Raw genomic sequence first — 19,861 nt, forward strand, 5'->3', positions numbered from 1 at the left:
CCCAGCTCCAACTAGGCAGCAAGCTGCCAAGTTTGCGCAACCCTCTCCCTTGAGGGAGAGGGCATCATGACCTGTCTCTCCCAATCCTTCCGGCCTGAGCGCGCGGTACTCGTCGGCGAAGCGGTCAAGATGGATCGCGACAAGATCATCCTGGCGAACCACTGCGGTCGCGGCGACAAGGGTATTTTCACCGTCGCGGAAGCGCTGGGGACGGAGATATGATCGCTGAAATCCTCAAGCGATCTTTCCTACGAGCCACCGGAGCGACAGTGTTAGCCATTTTGGGTGTATTTTTGTTTCAGTATTTTGCTGGCAATCCAATGGCATCCGACAATTTGGAGATATTCCTTCCCATCATATTCATTTCTACTTTTCTGGCCTCGTTGCCCAATGACAAAATTGGCTCATGACCGATCTCTCCCGCCCCTTCCCATCCGACCGTGCGGTACTCGTCAGCGAAGCGGTGAAAATGGATCGGGACCAGATCATTCTCGCGAACCTGTGCGGGCGCGGTGACAAGGATATTTTCACCGTCGCGGAAGCGCTGGGGACGGAGATATGAATCGGACCAGACTTCGGCATTTTGACGCATGACCTCAGAATACAGACAGAAGCTTTTGAACTGGTTGACCAGTATGGCCATTTTGATGGCAGTGATTGTATTTTCGTTAGCAGCAAAATGGTTTCTGGGTTTATGGATGATGACCAGCGTCAATACCACTGACAAGTTTGCTGATATTGCCGGTCCAATGGGAGAGGCTTTTTTAGCTTATCCCATTTTCTTTCTACCGCTATTGGTTTGGCATTCATTTGACTTCATACAAGAGCAAAAACCCAACTCCCGTTGGGCAGCAAACCTTAGTTCTTATCCGCCCCTCTTGGCAAGTATCGCAATATCAGGGATTGCATTCATTCTGATCTCCTCTGGCGAATTCACAGTTATGCATTGCCCCGAGCCAATGGGTCCCGAGTTTGGATTCCAGCATTGTTTTCATGGACCCGCTACTTGGCTAAACTTCCTTTTCTACATGCCCTTGCTGATTTCATTTTTCCTCTGCATCAGTAAAGCAATGTTCTCCGTTCGAACCTATCTCAAGAAGATCATATGACCCGTCTCTCCCAATCCTTTCCCGCAAACCGCGCAGCGCGCGGTGCGCTTGTCGAGGGTCGCAACAAGGATATTTTTACTGTCGCGGAAGCGCTGGGGACGGAGATTTGAAGCGAGTCAGGCGTATCGGATGGGTTTTTCTTGGGCTGGCATTTGTCCTAATGTTGATCGCGGTTGGCATTCGCTATACTGTTGGAGGCGATACGGCCGACATCATTACAGCCGGCGGAGTATCTGCATTTTCGCTTGGTTTCATTCTGTGGATGATTTCCAGCGTGACCCGTCTGGCGAAGGGCGATGTGCGTCTCCGACCGTGGAATGCGCTCAAGCTTATGCCAGCATACTTTGCTGCGTTTGCTGCATTACGCTTTGGCGCATGGGCAATCTTTTCTGAGATGGAATATAATTTTGCGGATACACTCATTCACTCAATTGTGCCAGCACTGCTCCTGAGCTTTTATTCTACCGCGTACCGGAGACCCACATGAATCGCATCGCCACGACCTTCGCCACCGCCACCACGCAGCGCTCGTCACACTTGTCCGGGACGGCGAGAACGATATTTTTACTGTCGCCGAGGCTTTAGCAGCGGAGATATGACAGCCTAATAGCCCTCTCCCCTTCAGGGGAGATGGTTGGGAGAGGGGAAAATGACGAGGATGCAAAAGTGATGGAAGCAATAGATTTCGTCTCTGTCTACTTTTTGGTCATGGTCGCCGCTCTGATGCTGGCGTTCTTCTATTCCACACAAGGCAAATATGAATTACCGGAATCCTACCGAGCTTCGATCCGGCGAAGTGGTAAAACTGCGCTGTTCGGGGCGGGAGGCTGGGCCTTCGCCAGTTTCCTTGACACCGGCCTGGCAATCGAAAAATGGGACCTGAATGTGCCATTTTTCATCCTGCTTCTTTGCTCCGTCATAATCTTGATCGAATGCTCGATCTTACGGCATCGCAGCAGGCAAAATTCTTTATGAGCCGCAGGAAGCGGCTGAGCCGCCGCCGCAAAGCAGCTCAGAAAAGGGCTAGGGAGAATGAATCGTCTGGCGTGGATATGTCCCGAGAATCGAGACTGAGATTTGCGCCGAAAGAGGGTTTATTCTGGCTATTGGCAGGATTTCCCATATTTTTCCTTTTGCGGCTGGCTGGCCAGTTTGTGATCGGCGATGTCGAGAACCTGCAAAAATATATCATTTGGGCAGCGTTTATGGCGGTGGCTTTTGCCTTGCTTTCTACCTTTACCAAAATACTCGGCAAATGACCCGCCTCTCCCGATTCCTTCCTGGCAACCGCGCAGCGCTCTTCAGCAAAGCGGTGAAAATGGATCGGGACCAGATCATTGCGCATGCAATAGGGAGGACGGATTGAATAGCGATACTGTCACCAGTGGTCTGCGCGGGCTTGCGATATCCCTTGCCGTAGTCATTTTCCCCTTCGCCCTGATCTTTCTGGCATCAGACATGCTGGCGGATCTTCACACCGTTTCTGACGCCCGGTGGTTGGGAGAGTTTTTCCGGAAAAGCGCAATTTCCCGAGCAACGATATGCATCATAATCTTCGCCATTTACTGGATATTTTCCGGTTTGCTTGGCAAAGGTCGCATAGATGATATCAAATCGGCCAACCTGCTTCTGACAGTTTCCTTCATCATATTATGGGGGATGACTGCGACGTCCATATTTCCAATTCTGCCGCATTTTGACAGCCTTTGTGATACCTTCCCATATTCAGGGAAGGTTTCCCTGTTCGAGCTTCACAAATGCCCGACGAGTGAAATCACCCACCGGGTCGTAAACATCTTGTTACTCTTACTCGTCCTGTCTAGCGGTATTGTGAGAATCATTCTGTCCCGACGAAGGCACATTCCAATATCATGACCCGTCTCTCCCAATCCTTCCCCGCCGACCGCGCAGCACTCGTCACCTTCGTCACCGCTGGCGATCCGACCCCTGCCGATACCGGCGCCATTCTAGACGCGCTCGTCGAAGGCGGTGCGGATATCATCGAGCTCGGCATGCCGTTCACCGATCCGATGGCCGATGGGCCCTCGATCCAGGAAGCGGATATTCGCAGCCTGGCCGCTGGCACCAAGACCGCTGACATCTTTAACATGGCGAAGGAATTTCGTCAGCGTCATCCCGACACGCCGCTGGTGCTGATGGGCTATGCCAATCCGATGACCATCCGGGGCTCCGAGTGGTTCGCCAATGCCTGCGTCGATGCTGGTGTTGATGCGGTGATCTGCGTTGATATTCCGGTCGAGGAAGACGAAAGCCTCGGCGACGCGCTGCGCGCCAAGGACGTTGCCGTCATTCGCCTTGCTACGCCGACCACGGATGCCGAGCGCCTGCCACAGATATTGAGCAACGCATCCGGCTTTCTTTACTATGTATCCGTCGCCGGTATCACCGGCCAGCAACAGGCGGCACAGGCCAGCATCGAAGAAGCGGTCGCCCGGCTGAAAGCGGGCACCGATCTACCCATCGCCGTCGGCTTTGGCGTGCGCACGCCGGAACAGGCCGCCGACATCGCACGCGTCGCGGATGGCGTGGTCGTCGGCTCTGCCATTGTCGAGATTGTCGGCGAATATGGCAAGGATGCCGCGCCCCATGTCAGGGACTATGTAAAGTCGCTTTCCGATGCTATCAGGGCCGCCGGAAAAAATTGAAATCGCACACCGTTCGTGTCGAGCGCAGTCGAGACACAGGCGGCACGCGCAGGCATCTCGACTTCGCTCGATGCGAACGGAATAGAGGAATGATAATATGAGCTGGCTAAGCAATGTCCGCAACAAGATCGCTTCGATCACCAAGCGCGAAACGCCCGATAATCTCTGGCACAAGTGCAAGAAATGCGAAGCGATGGTATTCCTCAAGGAATATCAGGACAATATGTCTATCTGCCCGAAATGCGACCATCACGGCCGTATCGGGCCGATGACCCGCTTTGCCCAGATCATGGACGAAGGCAGCTGGAAGCTGATTCCCTGGGCACCGGTCCAGGAAGACCCGCTGAAATTCAAGGACCAGAAGAAATATACCGACCGGCTGAAAGAGGCCCGCGCCAAGACCGGCGAACAGGATGCGCTGATCAACGTCAAGGGAACGATCGAGTCGATCCCCTGCGTCGTCGGCGTGCAGGATTTTGCCTTCATGGGCGGCTCTATGGGGCTGGCCGTCGGACAGGCCTTTGTTGACGGGGCCAAGCGGGCGCTGAAGGACCAGTGCCCCTATATCATCTTCACCGCAGCCGGTGGCGCGCGGATGCAGGAAGGCATTTTGTCGCTGATGCAGATGCCCAAGACCACGGTGGCGATCTCGATGCTGCGCGAAGCGGGTATCCCGTTCATCGTCGTGCTGACCGATCCGACCACCGGCGGCGTCACCGCCAGCTATGCGATGCTCGGCGATGTGCATATTTCCGAGCCGGGTGCGATGATCGGCTTTGCCGGCCAGCGGGTGATCGAGAATACGATCCGCGAGAAGCTGCCGGAAGGGTTCCAGACGGCGGAATATCTGCTCGAGCACGGCATGGTCGACATGGTCGTGCACCGCAAGGAACTGCGCGAGAAGCTGGCCCACGTCATGGGCTATCTGATGGCATGGAAAGACGCGGCCTAAATCCCCCTCCCGCTCGCGGGAGGGGTTAGGGGTGGGAACATCCTCCATGACCATGGCAGCTTTTTCAAATAATCTGGCCCACCCCCGGCCCCTCCCGCGAGCGGGAGGGGAGTGATGGCAGACGGCGCCCGTTCCGATTCCCCGGCGGTCCAGAAACAGCTCGACCGGCTGGAAATGCTCTCTCCCGGGCGCGATGTGCTGGGGCTGGAGCGGATTCGCGAGATTCTGGCGCGCCTCGACAATCCGCAGGACAGACTGCCCCCCGTTTTCCACGTCGCCGGTACCAACGGCAAAGGTTCGACTTGCGCCTTTCTGCGCGCGGCGATCGAGGCGGAAGGGCTCAAGGCGCATGTCTATACCAGCCCGCATCTGGTCCGGTTCAACGAGCGGATAAGGCTGGCTGGCAAGCTCATCGAGGACGACTATCTCGCCACTGTGCTCGCCCGGGTGCTCGACAGCAGTGAGGATATCAACCCGAGCTTCTTCGAGGCCACCACCGCCGCCGCATTTCTCGCCTTCGCCGAAACACCGGCCGATGCCTGCATATTGGAAGTCGGCCTCGGTGGCCGGCTCGACGCCACCAATGTCATCACCAGCCCGGTCGCAACCGGCATAGCCGCGCTCGGCATCGATCATGAAGGCTTTCTGCTAAGCCCGGAAGAGGGCACGCCGGACGATCCGATGACCCGCATCGCGTGGGAAAAAGCCGGTATCGCCAAGAAGAACGCACCCCTGCTGACGCAAAAATATGCTGCGGAAATGCTGCACGCCATCGCCGATCATGCTGCAGATGTCGGGGCGCAGCATTTTCCCCGCGGCGAGGAATGGGATGCGGCGATTTACGAAGGCCAGCTCCACTACAAGGATCATGCAGAAAAGCTCAACCTGCCCCTGCCCGCCTTGGTCGGCGCGCATCAGGCGGACAATGCCGCGCTAGCCATCGCGATGCTGCGCCATCAGGACAAGCTCGTCATCTCGGACGCCGCGCTCAAGGCGGCCATGGGCTGGGCGCAATGGCCCGGCCGGATGCATTTCCTGATTGCCGGACCGGTCACCCATCTCCTGCCATCCGACGCGGAAGTCTGGGTCGACGGCGGCCATAATGTCAGCGCCGGCCTGGCCCTCGCCAAATATTTTGCCGACTATGAAGCGGGGTCAATCAATCTGGTCATCGGCATGCTGTCCAACAAGGACCCGGCGGCGATCATCGCGCCGCTGCACGAAAAGCTCGCCAGTGTGACGGTGATCCCCGTCCCCGGCCATGAATCGCATACTCTCGCTGATTATCCGGAAGCCGGTGCGCCGATGACCGAAGCAAGCGATGTCACAGCCGCGCTCCGGTCCCTGTCAAACGGATCCGGCAAGACGGTCTTGATTGCAGGCTCGCTCTATCTGGCGGGCGAAGTGCTGAAAGCGAATGAACAAGTCCCCGATTAGGCGCCCTTCAACGCGGTCTGATCAATCCCCGACCTGGCCCCGAGACGCGAAATGCGTATCCATTCGATAATGCAGATTATCACTGCGATTCCACCCATGAGCGTGGTCAGGATGAATACCTGGAAATAACCCTGCTCCTCGATCATTTGGCCCAGTGCACCGCGGCCCAAGGTCCCGATCAGCATCGTAAGCGATGAAAGAAGCGCGTATTGGACCGCGCTATAGCCCTTGGCGACAATCGACGACAGATAGGCGACAAAGGCTGCTCCGGCGATACCGACCGCAATATTCTCACCGGCAATCGCCATCATCAGCTTCGCAAGCCCGGCATCCCCGCCAAGATTGGCAACCAGCCAGGTAAAGCCGGTTAAATCACTGACCGATTGCACCACTGCCCCGCCTCTAGCCAGATCGGCGTAGAGCAAGTTGGTCGCAGCTGCGAGCACAGCGCCCAGGGTAAGAGTCAACATGCGGCCCAGAGTGGTGAGCATATAGCCACCAGCCGCGAGACCGATCATCAACGCGCCGATTCCGAAGAATTTCGACGCCACGGCCACTTCGTCCTTGGTATATTGAAGCTCGCCCAGATAGAATGGATAGGCAAAGCTACCCCAGATAGAATCCGTGATGCGATAAGTCAGAACCAGACCCAATATGACGATCAGCGCCCAGCCCAGCCGACCGACAAATTCGGTGAGAGGAAGTACCAGCGCGCGATAGCCATGATCAAGAAATCGTCCGGCGGTCGATTCAGCGGGGACATCCTTGGTCAGAAGATATTGGCCCTTGCGTTCCAGGCGCACCAGAAATGCCGAAATGAGGACGGGAATGACAACCGTTGCCACTACGATCAGCGGCCCCATCGTTGAGATGAATGCTACGGAATCCGGTCGCGTCTCCGGATCGCTTCCCAGCGACCTGACCATGAAGGTTCCGACCGTCAGCAAGGCCCAGCCCCACAGGATTGCCACAGCCAGCAGCGCCCATCCTCGAACACGTGGATCAAGCTGGCCGGCTTTCCGCAGGCCGTGCTCGTCGGCCATTTCAGTGGCGGTCTGAACCTTTGTTTCTGCATCGGGCGCAAACAGGCCGGCAAAACCGATCAGAAGCATGACCGCTCCCATCGTCAGGTAAACGGTAGGCCAGTCGGTCCGCTCCGCAAGAAAGAGGGCGAATGCACCACCCACGAGTGCGGCGATCCGGTACCCCATTTGATAAACGGTCGAAAGTATATCTATGGTCGCGACTTCATCTGCGACATCGACCCGCCATGCATCGATGACAACATCCTGCGTAGCTGACGCAAAAGCACCTATTCCCGCCAGCAAGGAAAACCATCCGATGGACGAAACTGGATTCAGCATCGCGAGAATAACCAGAATCGCACCGAGCAATAGTTGCGCCGTAACGATCCATTGCTTGCGCTTTCCCAGCTTTTTTAGAAGCGGAACGTCGATCCGGTCAAGCGCTGGCGACCAAAGAAATTTGAATGCGTAGGCCAATCCGATGAGCGAAAAAACGCCCATTGTTTCTAGATCAACCTCGGCATCGGAGAGCCACGCATAGAGAGTCCCGAGAAGTAACGCGTAAGGTAAGCCCGCTGCAAAACCAAAGATTGTCATGAACAGCGTTTTGCGATTGCCCAGCGATGCAATGACTTTGCGCCAACCCGGCTTTTCGTTTGTTTCCGATGCGGTCACCCGATACTCCTTAACCCGTTAACTATCGCCACTTAACGGTTATCTCGGGAAGTCCAAAATGAATTCGCTGCCCCTCACCCTTCAATAAGCTTCGCGGCGACAATCGGTCCAGCCCCCGGCCGCTGCACGATGATCGCATAGCGGTCCGCGCCACTGATGTTCAGATCCTCGCGCGACAGGACAAATCGCGCCGGCTTGCCACGCCAGCTGCCGAGATTGCGCTCCGCCTTGACCACATTGACATAATGCATCGCCCGCCCGCCATTTTCGCCCCGCCCCACGCGCACGATCTCCGACGAGCTGAGCGCAATCAGGGATACGCCGGCGAGATAGGCGGACCGGCCGCTGATCGTGACGATCATCCGGCCCTTGCTGTCGGTTGAAGTGCTGATCCGTGGCCCGTTCCGGTCGGCCCGCCGGACCAGCGAGCGGACGTCATTTTCCCGCGATCCAACCGCGCTGCCGGCGCCGTTGACCACCATTTGCGGGGTGTAGACCCCCGAACCTTCATTGCCCTTCGCCGCATAGGCCCGCTGCAAGCGCGTATTTTCCTCGCGCGCCAGCGTGTCTTTCCAGCCGAGCCGGTCCCAGTAGGTCACCGGCCGCGTGATCACCAGCAGGGAGCCGTCTTTTGCCAGCCGTCTGGCGAGCACATCTGCGGGGGGACAGGACGAGCATCCCTGGCTGGTGAACAGCTCGATGACGACGGGATTGGAGTGTTCGCCATCGTCGGCCACCGCAACCGCGCTGGCAGCAGAGATCGGCGCCAGTTGCGCGCCGACGATGCCGGCAAATGCCGATCCGCCAATCAACGCGCCCATGATGATCTTGCTCATTTCCAACTCCGAACGGGTGACAATAGCTATTCGCGGCCATGAAACCAGAGGTTACAGATTGCAGCCAGCGCATTTTTCCGCCATGGAACCGCCCATGACCGAAGAGAAACCAGCCAAGATATATCGCGCAAAACCGACCCCCGGAGCGAAGGCCCCTGCAGCCGCCAAAGCGCCTGCGAGCGATGTGCGCGAAGGGCAGCGCATTGCCAAACTCCTGGCCCGCGCCGGCGTGGCCTCGCGCCGCGAGATCGAGCGGATGATCGAGGCCGGACGGATCGAGCTGAATGGCAATCTGGTGGAACATCCCTCGCTACTGCTTAAGAACCTGACGGGGATAACGGTGGACGGCAACCCGGTTGCCGAACCGGCCCCGGCCAAACTCTATCGCTTTCACAAGCCCAATGGCTATCTGACCGCGGAACGCGACTTTTCCGGCAAGAAGACGATTTATGACGTGCTTCCCGAAATGGAGCGGATCATGCCGATTGGCCGTCTCGACATGAACACCGAGGGCCTGCTGTTGATGACCACCGACGGCGAGTTCAAGCGGCAGATGGAATTGCCGAAAAACGGCATCGAACGGTCCTACCGGGCGCGGACCTTTGGCGATATCACCCAGAACCAGCTGGAAGAACTCTACCGTGGCATCACCATCGAGGGCATGCATTATGGTCCGATCACCGCCAATCTCGAACGGCGCACCGGCCGCAACCAGTGGATCGAGCTGACGCTGACCGAAGGCAAGAACCGCGAAGTCCGCCGCGTGCTGGAACATTTCGGTCTGGAAGTCTCCCGCCTGATCCGCACCCGCTACGGTCCGTTCGTGCTCGGCGATCTGGAAAAAGGCCAGATCGAGGTCGTGCGCCAGCATGATCTGGTGCAGTTTAGAAAATCACTAAAATGATTGGTTGGGTTAGAGTATCCGTTCGTGCTGAGCCTGTCGAAGCACATGGTGTGAACGGAAACGGTCCTTCGACAAGCTCAGGACGAACGGCGTAAGATGCGCATAATTGCAGGGACCTGGCGCGGCCGGAAAATCGTCGCTCCGAAAGGCGAAACCACCCGCCCGACCGCCGACCGCACGCGCGAGCGGCTGTTCTCCATGCTGACCAGCCGGCTGGGCGATTTTGAGGATTTGCAGATATTGGACCTGTTTTCCGGCTCGGGCGCGCTGGGACTGGAAGCGCTGTCACGCGGCGCGGCGCACTGCACCTTTGTCGAGCAGGATCCCGATGCGGTTCGGGCGCTGGAAAAGAATATCGAAACGCTCGGCGCCGATGCCGATGTCCGGATCGGATCGGTCCTGCATCTCGGCGCCGCCCGCAAGCCCTATGACCTGATCCTGATGGATCCGCCCTATGAATCGGGAGCCGGCGCGGTGGCGCTGGACAAGCTCACTCGGCATGGCTGGTTCGCGCCATCAAGCTGGATCGCGGTGGAAACATCACGCCATGAAAATGTCGAGGTCAAGGGATTTGATCTGGATTGCGTCCGCGACAGCGGCAAGGCGCGAATTCATCTCCTGCGCCCCGCTCCATCGTCACAAGCGGAGGATTAGCCGCCCATCATCGTCAGGACCGACGCCGTTTCGTCATGATCCTGATGGACCGTCGAATAGATGCTGGCGCCAGCCATCATCAGGGTGGCGACAATCGCGCTGGTAAAAAGTCTCTTGCTCATGTTCTGCTCCATTGGCGTGCCGGTTCCGGCATTTGAGACGTAAATGGTGCGGCGCAGCAAAAATTGCAACCTGCCCTTTCGGTCATGTCAAAAATGATATTGGCCTTGCCGCCCGCGCCGATGTTCCCTAACTGTTCACCCATGTCCGAACCTGTCAAACAACCGCAAGAGAATGATCCCCCCTATGTCCGGGGATTGAACGCGCCACAGCGTCAGGCCGTCTTGACCAGCGAAGGGCCGGTGCTGGTGCTGGCAGGTGCAGGCACTGGCAAGACCGCCGCCCTCACCCGCCGGATCGCCCATATCGTCTATTCCCGCAAGGCCTGGCCGAGCGAAATTCTGGCGGTGACCTTTACCAACAAGGCCGCCCGCGAGATGAAGGAGCGGATCGCGACGATTGTCGGCGAGAATTTCGAAGGCATGCCGTGGCTCGGCACCTTCCACAGCATCGGCGCGAAAATGCTCCGCCGCCATGCCGAGATGGTCGGCCTGCAGAATAATTTCACCATTCTCGACACCGATGACCAGATAAGGCTGCTCAAGCAGCTGATCCAGGCCGAGGACGTGGACGACAAGCGCTGGCCCGCCCGGATGCTCGCCGGCCTGATAGACCAGTGGAAGAACCGCGGCCTCAATCCGCAGGATCTCGATGCCAACGAGGCCGAGCGCTATGACAATGGCAAGGGCCAGCATTTCTACACGCTTTATCAGGCGCGGCTGAAAGCCCTCAACGCCTGCGATTTTGGCGACTTGCTGCTGCATTCGCTGAACCTGCTCAAAAATCACCGCGAAATTCTGGAACGCTACCAGAGGCAGTTCAAATATATATTGGTCGACGAATATCAGGACACCAACAGCTCGCAATATCTCTGGCTGCGGCTGCTCGCGCAGAGCCACAAGAATATCTGCTGCGTCGGCGATGATGACCAGTCGATCTACAGCTGGCGCGGCGCGGAAGTCGCCAATATCCTGAAATTCGAAAAGGATTTTCCCGAAGCCACGGTGGTCAAGCTGGAGCAGAATTACCGCTCGACGCCGCATATTCTCGCCGCCGCATCGGGGCTGATCAATCACAATAGCGGTCGCCTCGGCAAGACCCTGTGGACCGAAGAAACCGAAGGCGACAAGGTGCAGGTGATCGGCGTCTGGGATGGTCCGGAAGAAGCCCGGCGCACCGGCGACGAGATCGAGGCGCTGCAGCAGATCAAACAGGTCTCGCTGAACGATATCGCAATCCTCGTCCGCGCCCAGTTCCAGACCCGCGAGTTCGAGGATCGTTTCATCTCGATCGGCATGCCGTACAAGATCATCGGCGGTTTCCGCTTTTACGAACGCGCCGAAATCCGCGATGCCTTGGCCTATCTGCGCGTCATCACGCAACCTGCGGATGACCTCGCTTTCGAGCGGATCGTCAACACACCCAAGCGCGGCCTGGGCGACAAGACGGTCGAAAAAGTCCACCGTCTGGCCCGCGCACAAGGCATTCCGCTGGCCGCAGCGGCGCTCAGCATCTGTGATACCGATGAACTGCCACCGCGCGCGCGCAACACTTTGCTCGAGCTGATGCGCAATTTCGGCCGCTGGCGCGAAATGGCGGCGGATACCGATCATGCCGAACTCACCCGGATCGTGCTCGACGAATGCGGCTATACGACGATGCTGCAGGCCGACCGCTCGACCGAAGCCGCTGGCCGTCTGGAGAATCTGACCGAGCTTGCCCGCGCGATGGAAGAATATGAGACGCTCGGCGATTTCCTCGAACATGTCAGCCTGGTCATGGACAATGATGCCCGCGACGACGAGCCCAAGGTCACGATCATGACCATGCACGGCGCCAAGGGTCTGGAATATGACCATGTGTTCTGCGCCGGCTGGGAGGAAGGCGTCTTCCCCTCGCAGCGCAGCCTCGACGAGGGCGGCAATGCCAGCCTCGAGGAAGAACGCCGCCTCGCCTATGTCGCGATCACCCGGGCGAAAAAGAAATGCACGATTTTCCACGCCGCCAACCGGCGGATCTACGGCCAGTGGACCAGCTCGATTCCCTCGCGCTTCATCGACGAGCTGCCGAAGGACCATGTCGAGCATGAAAGCAGCATGAGCGGCGGCGAAAGCCTGTGGCGCGCCAACTGGAGCGAGAATAGCGACCCCTTCGCCCATCTCGCCGCGACCAACGCGACCAGAGCCGGCAAACGCGGCCCCGGCTGGCAGCGTGCGGCATCCTCTAACTTCGACAAGAATCCCCGCGTCATCAAGGAAGCCCGCCGCAGCGCCGTATCCCTCGGCAACAAGGGCCGCGACGATGTCACGGTCGGCATGCGCGTCTTCCACACAAAATTCGGCTATGGCGAAGTGAAGGTGAAGGAAGGCAACAAGCTGGAAATCGCGTTCGAGAAGTCGGGCGACAAGCGGGTTCTGGACAGTTTTGTCGAGGTGGCTTGAGCCGCATTCCGGCACATCAGCCTGCCTCAAGGCGCGACCGGGGCATGACTGCAGAAATTTTTATAACAACAGTTTGACCACAGTGACAGTAACCCGCCCTCGATATTTCAGAAAAACGAAAATATCTGATTGTATTGCCGGATTATGCTTTCTATGACTCGATGGTCTTGGCCACTTTTCGTTAATCGCGGAAGAAAATCGGCCAGGCGAAAACGGGGGCAATGCAAATATTAATCTGTGCAAGTTACGTCGCTTTGCTGGCGAGCGGGGTTATGAATGCGCAATCCGCTATGCCGGAAATGCATGTTGAAGCCGCGTCTGACGAGTTGACGGCCGAAGAGCCGCAGTCGCCGGCACCGGTTGAAGCGCCGATGGCTCCCGCAGAAACGACCCTGACGGAAGAGCCCGTCCCCACCCCCGAAGTCCAGCCGGCCGAAGAAGTCCAGACCGCTACGCTCCGCGAAGGCACGCGGGTAGTGGTGATGATGAATGACGAAATCTCTACGATGGAGAGCGTTGTCGGCGACCGGTTCGGTGTAACCGTCCTGCATGACGTTGTTGAGCACGACACCGTCGTCATCCCTCAGGGAGCCACCGGATATGGCGAAGTCACCTTCCGCTCCGGCAAAGGCGGCTTTGGCAAACCCGGCATATTGGGCATCGCGCTGAGGCAAGTGGAAGTCGGCGAGACGATCTACGCTCTCGACGGTCGATATCGCGAGGAAGGCGGGAATAAAAATACCGCAGTGGCTGCAACATGGTTCGCAGTGGGAGTGTTCTCGGGCTTCATCAGGGGAAAGCCCGGAGTCATTCCAAAGGGTCGGGAATTAAGGGCCCGGACGGGAGAAGACATAGATTACGTCATCGGAGCCGCCCCTCCACCGGTGTCGGTTCCCGAATATCCGGAACAAGCCGAACAACGGAAATGGGTCAATGACGTTGAAATTACGCCATCACTTTTGCCTACCGAAGAACATCAACAATCAATCAATAAGCAGCTTCCGGCTCAGCCGGAGTCTGAATAAATTTAAAAACAGGGAGTTGTCATGAAAATATCACCATCAATCGCTGCGATCGCAGCAGTTCTTTCCGTTTCCATCGGTTCTGCCACGCTCGCGCAGGATAGCGTATCGGAAGATATGGCCGCCACGGAAGCAGAAGCTCAGGCGATCGATTCCGAAACGGAAGATACCGCTGACAGCGCCATGGAAGCCGTTGCCACAGACAATGAGGCGCAGACCGATACCGCGGACGACGTAGCGGAAACAGTCACCACGGACAATGCGCCGGAAACAGCGGCTATGGATGCAGCGCCCAAACCAAGCTGCGAACTGCATATTTTCCCGACGCTCGAAGGCCAGGCGCTGACGACCAGCCTGCTGAGCGGGTTCGGCATTGTCGGCGCGGTCGCGGATGCAGCGGCGAACAAGGATCGCAACATTAGCGAAGCGGAATATCTGAAAGAAGCCCTCGGCCCCCGCCTGCAGGTCCAGGCGCTGAAATCGCTCGATCTGGTCGAGGAACTGAACCTGGAGCCGTCGCAGATCATTTACCAGACACCGATTGCAGACCGCAAGATTACAACCAAAGCAAAAACCCGGCTGACCTCTTCCGAGGCGCCTTGCTATGTCGAACTTATCGTAACCCAGAATTTCTATACGAAAAAAGCGATTTACGGGCGTTCGCTCAATAACCGCTTTGTCTTCAAGGATTTCCGCAATGGAAAAACCGAAACCAAGCTGGTCAAGGGGCGCGGTGGCAACGGCCTTTCCCATTTCCCGCCGAAAACCACGGATGAAACCGAAGCGGCAGAACAGGATCTGCGCGAGGCATTTGCAAAGAACTTCACGGAATTCGCCAAGAAATTCAAGTGACGCAAACGGATCATCAACAGACCGAGGTGGCCACCGGAAAAACCGGCGGCCACTCTCGCTCAGCTTCGGCCTGATCGATCCTATGACACGTGATCTGACGTGACCTGTATCTGTTTCATCCACCGTCGGCAAAATCATATCAGGAGGCAAAATTGAAAGCATTTATCGCGGTCATGCTTGCGCTCATGGTGGCAATGACGGGCGCGCAAGCGGCGTCGAAATCGACCAGACAATCTGATTATATCGTCGACAGCGATCGTGTTTCTGTTGGGGGTCGCAATATCCAGGTATCGGTGGAGCAAAGCCAGATCGGCACAAGCTTTGATACGGGAAGGGTTGCAAGACCTCCGGGCGGCGGCTTGCTCGACACTCTGATCATCGGAGCCATGGACAACAAGCGAGAACTTATCGCTGCATCGCTCGCCGAACGCGCAGATGGCACGGTCTTGCCTCTGCGCAAGATACTGGAAGATGTCGATATCGACGCGATGGCGGTCAGCCATAGCAACGCGGCATTTGCCAAACTCGACTGGTTTGAGCTCAATCAGATCATCTTCACCAAGGCCCCGGACCAGGACGATCCCTTCACGCTCTTCAAAAACAACCCTGCGCAGCAGGTCGGCCTCGTCGACTATTATTATGAGCTGTCGCCGGATTTTTCCCACATCCGGATCAGCGCGGAAATTTCACTGGCCCGTCAGAGCAAGAAGAAAAGCGCCGAGACGCCTCCGGCTTACCAGGTTTTCTTCCGTCAGAATCTGATCAGTATCGTCCAGTTGCACACACGTTCCTACGAGCATTACGAAAATGTCGCGAGCTGGAGCGCGGATGACGGAAACCTTGCAAAAGAGGCGCTGACCGCAGCCTTTGTCCAGATGGAACAACTGATCCCCTTCGCGCTCGGTCTCGGCAAATCGGACATCGACAGCTACAGCTCCAAAAAGCGCGAAAAAGCTTTTGGCGCCGGGCTATATGGACCGCTGATCAAACGCGGCGAAAACGGCGCCGGCGATATTCTTATCTGGAATGATGGCCTGACCCACATCCAGACATTGCCAGCGGGTGGCTGAAGATCGGCTGGGCGTGTACCAACTAGGCGCTTGAAAGCGGGACAATCGTGAACCGGATAGTATGACGAGCGGCATGGTTGCGCAAAATCACCCTTGCTCCAACGCCTACCGACTTCACATGTTCGAAATTGCCTAATGACAAGCGGTCAACGCGCTGCAAGATTCTAGCAACTGCTCTTTGATCTTTAAGCATATTCAACTATCGAACAAAAGTCTGCGTGCGAGTGATTTCGACCATTGGCCCATTAACGCGAAACAAATCCTATCTGTCTAATATAGTAGACAAGTCGACCGTAAAGGTCAGTTCTCCCAAACCCGAGTCCTGCATGCGGACCGATCTTTCTGCCCTTCCGTACATGGCTCACAATCTCGACGTCTAGTGGAGCAAAGTTGAGGAGCGGCCCGCGATAAGTGGGGGTTAGAGAAATTAGTCAGGGTGGCTTGAACCAAGCCAAAAGCCTCTACCAGGATTTTCCGCGCCGCCTTTTGAGTCTCTTCCGCACAACAACAATGACCGCACTCACCCCGACAACCAGCAACGCGATCAGAGCATAAGCCACCATCGTCCGGATTTGCACTCTAGCGCCCGCCCTGCGCGGCGTCGCTCTCGGTTTCCTCGGCAAATTCCTGGGTGATTTCCGCGTCCAGCCTGTCGCGCGGACTGACGTGGCCGGCCTCGCGTTTCTCGGCCTGAATCGCTTCCAGCCCCCAGGCCTTCGCCGCAGCGGCGGCGACCTTGCGGCGGCTTTCGAGCGGGTCATTGGTGGCCAGATCGAGCTGGCGCGCTTCCTGTTCACGGCAGGTGGATGCTTTTACACGCATAAGGGGTGCCCTTCCGGTCCGGTCATTTCCCGCGGTTGCTCTTGATATTCTCAAGACCGGCGACGACACCCGCCTTACCCGACGGGTTGGAAGCGTTGTTCTTGACCTTGGCGGCCTTGGGCTTGCGGATTTCCTTGTTCGATTTCTTCTGCGACTTGGCCATGATATTTCCTTCCAGAGGGTTTTGCGGACGGCAGCCGCCGGCTTCGCTCCAGACAAGGAGGCGGCGGGTCGGCTGTCGGCGAACAACGTCAAACAAATGGGCTGCGAATAGGTCCTGCCTCAGGAAAGCCGCTCAGAGTTATTTCTGACCGTGAAGAGACAATGCCGGTGCGGAGCGCGATTGCGCGGTCGCACGGGCCTGTTCCCGATATAGGGAGGGATAGGGGCTATTGTAAGGCGCGATGACAGAAACAGCCCGTCTGCGACCGGAAGGCTGTTGACCGTGGCGGCTGGCAGCAATGCTACAGTATAGCGTCGCCCAGGCCCATCATCTTGCCATTGGTGACAATTACCCGGTCGCCCAGTTTTGCCTGTTCGAACAGAAGCCGTGCAAATTCCAGCGGCACACCGATGCAGCCCCGCGTCCCCCAGCCCCATTTGACATCGGAAGCATGGATGGCGACGCCGTCATTGGTCAGCCGCATCATATAAGGCATCGGCGACCCGTAGATATTCGAGACATGGTCCTTGTTCTTCTGCGTGATCGGAAAGACGCCGGTCGGAGTCGGCTTTCTGGAATCACCAAAGGTGATCACCGCGGCACCGATTTCATAGCCAGCGCGGAAGACGGAAATGCTCTCGGCCTTGAGATCGACGGTGACGACCAGTTCGCCATCCGGCACGCCCTCGTCGTCCCATTTATAATAGCCATGGACGAAAGGCTCGTCGATCTGGAGGATGCGCTTGACCACGAACCTGTCGCTCAGCGGCAGTTTTTCGGCAATGTCCACAGGCTCGGCGATCTCTGGTTCGACCAGGGCAGCATTTTGGACAACCGGTTCGGCCACCGCATTCTCGCTGGCCACCGGCGCCGGACGCGCGGAAGAGGATTCGGCGTCGGCGCGGGTCAGCCCCATGACCAGCATCGCGAATATCGCAAATGCCGTCAGCAGCAAAACCGAGGCGCTCACCCGATAGGCTATTTTTTCGACCATCGCTCATACTCCGTAAGTTAACGGAGTGTTTACCATGGATTTGTCGCAAGAAACGGGCGATTTTTCCGCCGTCCCGCAGCGGTACGATGGTTTCCGGTTTATTAAGGGGCAGCGTTAACGGGCCGATCATTGGGGCACCCGCACCGGCAGGTGCCCATGATTTTGCTCTCTCGCGCGGAAAAGTCCTTCCGCTGGACAGGGATTAGCGAGTCTAGAAGACCGCTTTTGCTTCGGCTTCCTTCATCATCGCCTTGCGCACCATCGGTATCGGCGGGCCACCATAGCTGAGGAATTCGTCATGAAATTCCTTCCAGCCGGCGGTCGCACCATTTTCACCGGCCTTCTGCTCGGCAAAATGGGCATCGGTCCAGTCCTCGCGCAACCTGCGGATCATCAGCTTGCCCATTGTGTAATTGAGATAGGCCGGATCATAGGTTCCGCGCGCCGCCTGCTGGGTCGCGTTGCCGAGATCCTGGTAACATTCCTTCCGGAACATATCGAGGCTCTGCTCGACCGTCATCCCGCGTGCGTGCAGGCCGATGGCCGACAGATAGCGGCAATTGCGCAACAGCGCGTTGGACAGCTGCCCGATTTTGGTCTCCGGATCGCCATCGTGCAGGCCGGCCTCAATCATCATCTCCTCGGTATAATGGGCCCAGCCCTCGGCAAAGGCATAGCCGACGAACAATTTCCCGAAGACCGATTTGGCCCGGTTGCTGTGCAGGAAGTTGAGGAAATGGCCGGGCCAGACTTCGTGGATCGAGGTGCCGAGCAGGTCCATCTTGCCGGGAATATAGGCGGCTCTTGTGGCTTCGTCCCACGACGGGTCCGGCGGCGAGATATAATAGACGCTCGGCAGGCCGGTTTCGTACGGGCCCGGAATGTCGATATAGGCGCTATTCTGTCTGTTATAGGGCGGCGATTCCTCGACCTGCGCGACTTCCGTGCCGGGAATGCTCACCAGATCCTTCTCGATCAGAAATGCGCGCAGCGGCGGCAATTGGTCACGGGCTTCCTGCACCGGGCCTTTCTCGGGTTTGTTAGCCGCCATTTTCGCAAAACAGTCGACAATGCTCGCGCCCGGCGCAAAGGCAGCGCAAGCCTTGGCCAAGGCTGCCTGATTGCGCTTGAGATCGGCCCGGCCGATCGCCTCCAGCTCGTCGAGCGAGATATTGACACCCTCGGTCTTGCTCACCATCGCCGCGAATGTCTCGGCACCCAGCGCATAGCCGTCCCTGGTCGCCGGAACCGAACCGATATGGCCGGCCAGATCCTTCATCGCCGCAGCCGCAGCGGCGGCAGCGATATCAAATTGCTGTTGCAGTTCGCTGTCCTTCACCTCGGCAAAGGCGGCCTTGGCGTCGCCGGTGAAATAATCCGCAAATCCGCCAAAAGCGGCCTGCCCGAATTTCAGATAGGTTTCCGGCAAAGGCAATTGCAGATTGTCCTTGATCTGCGCGGCTGCCGCCGGGACGGCATTGGCATATTGGATGAAGGCCTTCATCCGCGTTTCGACATCGGCATAGGGCCGGGCAATATAGACATTGGGGTCCAGCGCGCCGACATAATAGGCGGGATTCCGGTGCGGTGCATCGGCGGTCTCCAGCCAGAAAAGCTCGCCCTCCATCACGCTGACCAGATAGTCCCGCTCGAACAGCTCCGCTTCACTGAGCTCTGCCGCGTCGATCGCCTGCGCCTCCGTTATCGCCTGCTTGCGAATATCAATTGCCTTTTTCAGGCCTGCCTCGCTCCAGTCGGGCAGCTGGCCGTCAAATTCATGTTTGCCCTGATAGACAGCAAATGTCGGGTTGGCGGGGAAATAGCCGTCCAGAAAGCGGGACAAATAGCTGCCCCAGACACTGCTCTGGTCAATCTCCATCGCGGCAACCGGTGCATCCTCTACCTTCTTGCAGCCGGTCACCGTCAAAGCCGCCAGCGATACCGCCAGCATCAGATTGCGCATCTTCATTTCTGTCTCCCCGGGGAATATGTCTGCCGACGACAGACTGGCATAATCGCCAGAGGCTTGGCCAGCGCTATTCGACGAAAGGCAATCGGCAAAATTCCAGTGCCGGCGCACGAATTGATTGCAGCGTCTTGCGGCAATCGCTAGCAGCAT

Annotated in this window: 24 protein-coding genes; 17 read left to right on the top strand and 7 right to left on the bottom strand. The window is 57.6% G+C overall.

What is annotated here, in order from left to right; all coding sequences use genetic code 11:
* Window positions 1-66 precede the first annotated feature (66 nt).
* From CHN51_RS19855 to CHN51_RS17450, 11 genes are all read left to right on the top strand, one after another.
* The gene (locus CHN51_RS19855) at window positions 67-222 is read left to right on the top strand and encodes a hypothetical protein (protein ID WP_164088921.1); all 156 of its coding nucleotides are present in this window, start codon (window positions 67-69) and stop codon (window positions 220-222) included.
* Window positions 219-410, top strand: coding sequence for a hypothetical protein (locus CHN51_RS17410; RefSeq protein WP_100095147.1), 192 nt, complete (start codon window positions 219-221; stop codon window positions 408-410). The genes CHN51_RS19855 and CHN51_RS17410 overlap by 4 nt, the downstream gene beginning before the upstream one ends.
* On the top strand, window positions 407-562 hold the full coding sequence (locus CHN51_RS19860; protein ID WP_164088923.1) for a hypothetical protein: 156 nt from the start codon (window positions 407-409) through the stop codon (window positions 560-562). Before CHN51_RS17410 ends, CHN51_RS19860 begins: the two co-directional genes overlap by 4 nt.
* A gap of 28 nt (window positions 563-590) precedes the next feature.
* Complete coding sequence (locus CHN51_RS17415) at window positions 591-1,109, top strand: hypothetical protein (RefSeq protein WP_100095148.1); 519 nt, start codon at window positions 591-593, stop codon at window positions 1,107-1,109.
* 160 nt (window positions 1,110-1,269) lie between these two features.
* Window positions 1,270-1,596, top strand: coding sequence for a hypothetical protein (locus CHN51_RS17420; protein ID WP_123906353.1), 327 nt, complete (start codon window positions 1,270-1,272; stop codon window positions 1,594-1,596).
* Window positions 1,597-1,775: 179 nt separating this feature from the next.
* A complete protein-coding gene (locus tag CHN51_RS17425; protein ID WP_123906354.1) occupies window positions 1,776-2,084 on the top strand; it encodes a hypothetical protein in 309 nt (102 codons plus the stop codon).
* Window positions 2,081-2,368 (top strand): hypothetical protein, encoded by a 288-nt coding sequence (locus CHN51_RS17430; protein ID WP_123906355.1) that lies wholly within the window; start codon window positions 2,081-2,083, stop codon window positions 2,366-2,368. The genes CHN51_RS17425 and CHN51_RS17430 overlap by 4 nt, the downstream gene beginning before the upstream one ends.
* A gap of 103 nt (window positions 2,369-2,471) precedes the next feature.
* Entirely contained in the window at window positions 2,472-2,984 is a 513-nt protein-coding gene (locus tag CHN51_RS17435) for a hypothetical protein (RefSeq protein ID WP_100095152.1), read from the top strand.
* The gene (gene trpA, locus CHN51_RS17440) at window positions 2,981-3,775 is read left to right on the top strand and encodes a tryptophan synthase subunit alpha (RefSeq protein ID WP_100095153.1); all 795 of its coding nucleotides are present in this window, start codon (window positions 2,981-2,983) and stop codon (window positions 3,773-3,775) included. The genes CHN51_RS17435 and trpA overlap by 4 nt, the downstream gene beginning before the upstream one ends.
* Before the next feature lie 97 nt (window positions 3,776-3,872).
* The gene (accD, locus tag CHN51_RS17445; protein WP_100095154.1) at window positions 3,873-4,727 is read left to right on the top strand and encodes an acetyl-CoA carboxylase, carboxyltransferase subunit beta; all 855 of its coding nucleotides are present in this window, start codon (window positions 3,873-3,875) and stop codon (window positions 4,725-4,727) included.
* 114 nt (window positions 4,728-4,841) lie between these two features.
* On the top strand, window positions 4,842-6,164 hold the full coding sequence (locus tag CHN51_RS17450) for a bifunctional folylpolyglutamate synthase/dihydrofolate synthase (protein WP_100095155.1): 1,323 nt from the start codon (window positions 4,842-4,844) through the stop codon (window positions 6,162-6,164).
* Here the strand turns inward: CHN51_RS17450 and CHN51_RS17455 are convergent.
* Both CHN51_RS17455 and CHN51_RS17460 read right to left on the bottom strand, forming a co-directional pair.
* Window positions 6,161-7,864, bottom strand: a complete 1,704-nt coding sequence (locus tag CHN51_RS17455) for an MFS transporter (RefSeq protein WP_240616787.1) — start codon at window positions 7,862-7,864, stop codon at window positions 6,161-6,163. The genes CHN51_RS17450 and CHN51_RS17455 overlap by 4 nt on opposite strands.
* Before the next feature lie 74 nt (window positions 7,865-7,938).
* Entirely contained in the window at window positions 7,939-8,700 is a 762-nt protein-coding gene (locus CHN51_RS17460; RefSeq protein ID WP_100095156.1) for a DUF1223 domain-containing protein, read from the bottom strand.
* 94 nt (window positions 8,701-8,794) lie between these two features.
* On the opposite strand from CHN51_RS17460, the gene CHN51_RS17465 reads away from it, so the two are divergent.
* Together CHN51_RS17465 and rsmD are read left to right on the top strand one after the other, a co-directional pair.
* On the top strand, window positions 8,795-9,604 hold the full coding sequence (locus CHN51_RS17465) for a pseudouridine synthase (protein WP_240616788.1): 810 nt from the start codon (window positions 8,795-8,797) through the stop codon (window positions 9,602-9,604).
* A 96-nt stretch (window positions 9,605-9,700) separates the two neighbouring features.
* A complete protein-coding gene (gene rsmD / locus CHN51_RS17470; RefSeq protein WP_100095157.1) occupies window positions 9,701-10,258 on the top strand; it encodes a 16S rRNA (guanine(966)-N(2))-methyltransferase RsmD in 558 nt (185 codons plus the stop codon).
* On the opposite strand, the gene CHN51_RS20345 is transcribed toward rsmD, so the two are convergent.
* Window positions 10,255-10,380, bottom strand: a complete 126-nt coding sequence (locus CHN51_RS20345; protein WP_276308603.1) for a hypothetical protein — start codon at window positions 10,378-10,380, stop codon at window positions 10,255-10,257. The two genes, rsmD and CHN51_RS20345, sit on opposite strands and share 4 nt — an antisense overlap.
* 141 nt (window positions 10,381-10,521) lie before the next feature.
* On the opposite strand from CHN51_RS20345, the gene CHN51_RS17480 reads away from it, so the two are divergent.
* The 4 genes from CHN51_RS17480 to CHN51_RS17495 all read left to right on the top strand — a co-directional run bounded on the left by CHN51_RS17480 (window position 10,522) and on the right by CHN51_RS17495 (window position 15,763).
* Window positions 10,522-12,819 (top strand): UvrD-helicase domain-containing protein, encoded by a 2,298-nt coding sequence (locus CHN51_RS17480; protein WP_100095159.1) that lies wholly within the window; start codon window positions 10,522-10,524, stop codon window positions 12,817-12,819.
* 272 nt (window positions 12,820-13,091) lie between these two features.
* The gene (locus CHN51_RS17485; protein ID WP_123906356.1) at window positions 13,092-13,844 is read left to right on the top strand and encodes a hypothetical protein; all 753 of its coding nucleotides are present in this window, start codon (window positions 13,092-13,094) and stop codon (window positions 13,842-13,844) included.
* Between the two features lie 21 nt (window positions 13,845-13,865).
* Window positions 13,866-14,693 (top strand): hypothetical protein, encoded by an 828-nt coding sequence (locus CHN51_RS17490; protein WP_100095161.1) that lies wholly within the window; start codon window positions 13,866-13,868, stop codon window positions 14,691-14,693.
* A gap of 152 nt (window positions 14,694-14,845) precedes the next feature.
* The gene (locus tag CHN51_RS17495; RefSeq protein WP_100095162.1) at window positions 14,846-15,763 is read left to right on the top strand and encodes a hypothetical protein; all 918 of its coding nucleotides are present in this window, start codon (window positions 14,846-14,848) and stop codon (window positions 15,761-15,763) included.
* 579 nt (window positions 15,764-16,342) lie between these two features.
* Here the strand turns inward: CHN51_RS17495 and CHN51_RS17500 are convergent.
* From CHN51_RS17500 to CHN51_RS17515, 4 genes are all read right to left on the bottom strand, one after another.
* On the bottom strand, window positions 16,343-16,585 hold the full coding sequence (locus CHN51_RS17500; protein WP_100095163.1) for a hypothetical protein: 243 nt from the start codon (window positions 16,583-16,585) through the stop codon (window positions 16,343-16,345).
* A 22-nt stretch (window positions 16,586-16,607) separates the two neighbouring features.
* Window positions 16,608-16,748 carry a hypothetical protein gene (locus CHN51_RS19865; protein WP_164089269.1) on the bottom strand — a complete coding sequence of 47 codons (141 nt, stop codon included), beginning with the start codon at window positions 16,746-16,748 and terminating at the stop codon, window positions 16,608-16,610.
* Window positions 16,749-17,049: 301 nt separating this feature from the next.
* Window positions 17,050-17,742 (bottom strand): L,D-transpeptidase family protein, encoded by a 693-nt coding sequence (locus CHN51_RS17510; protein WP_240616789.1) that lies wholly within the window; start codon window positions 17,740-17,742, stop codon window positions 17,050-17,052.
* Window positions 17,743-17,953: 211 nt separating this feature from the next.
* On the bottom strand, window positions 17,954-19,705 hold the full coding sequence (locus tag CHN51_RS17515; RefSeq protein WP_100095737.1) for a DUF885 domain-containing protein: 1,752 nt from the start codon (window positions 19,703-19,705) through the stop codon (window positions 17,954-17,956).
* Window positions 19,706-19,861: the final 156 nt, after the last annotated feature.

It is taken from the genome of Sphingorhabdus sp. YGSMI21 (assembly GCF_002776575.1).
In the GTDB taxonomy this organism is placed as follows: Bacteria; Pseudomonadota; Alphaproteobacteria; order Sphingomonadales; family Sphingomonadaceae; genus Parasphingorhabdus.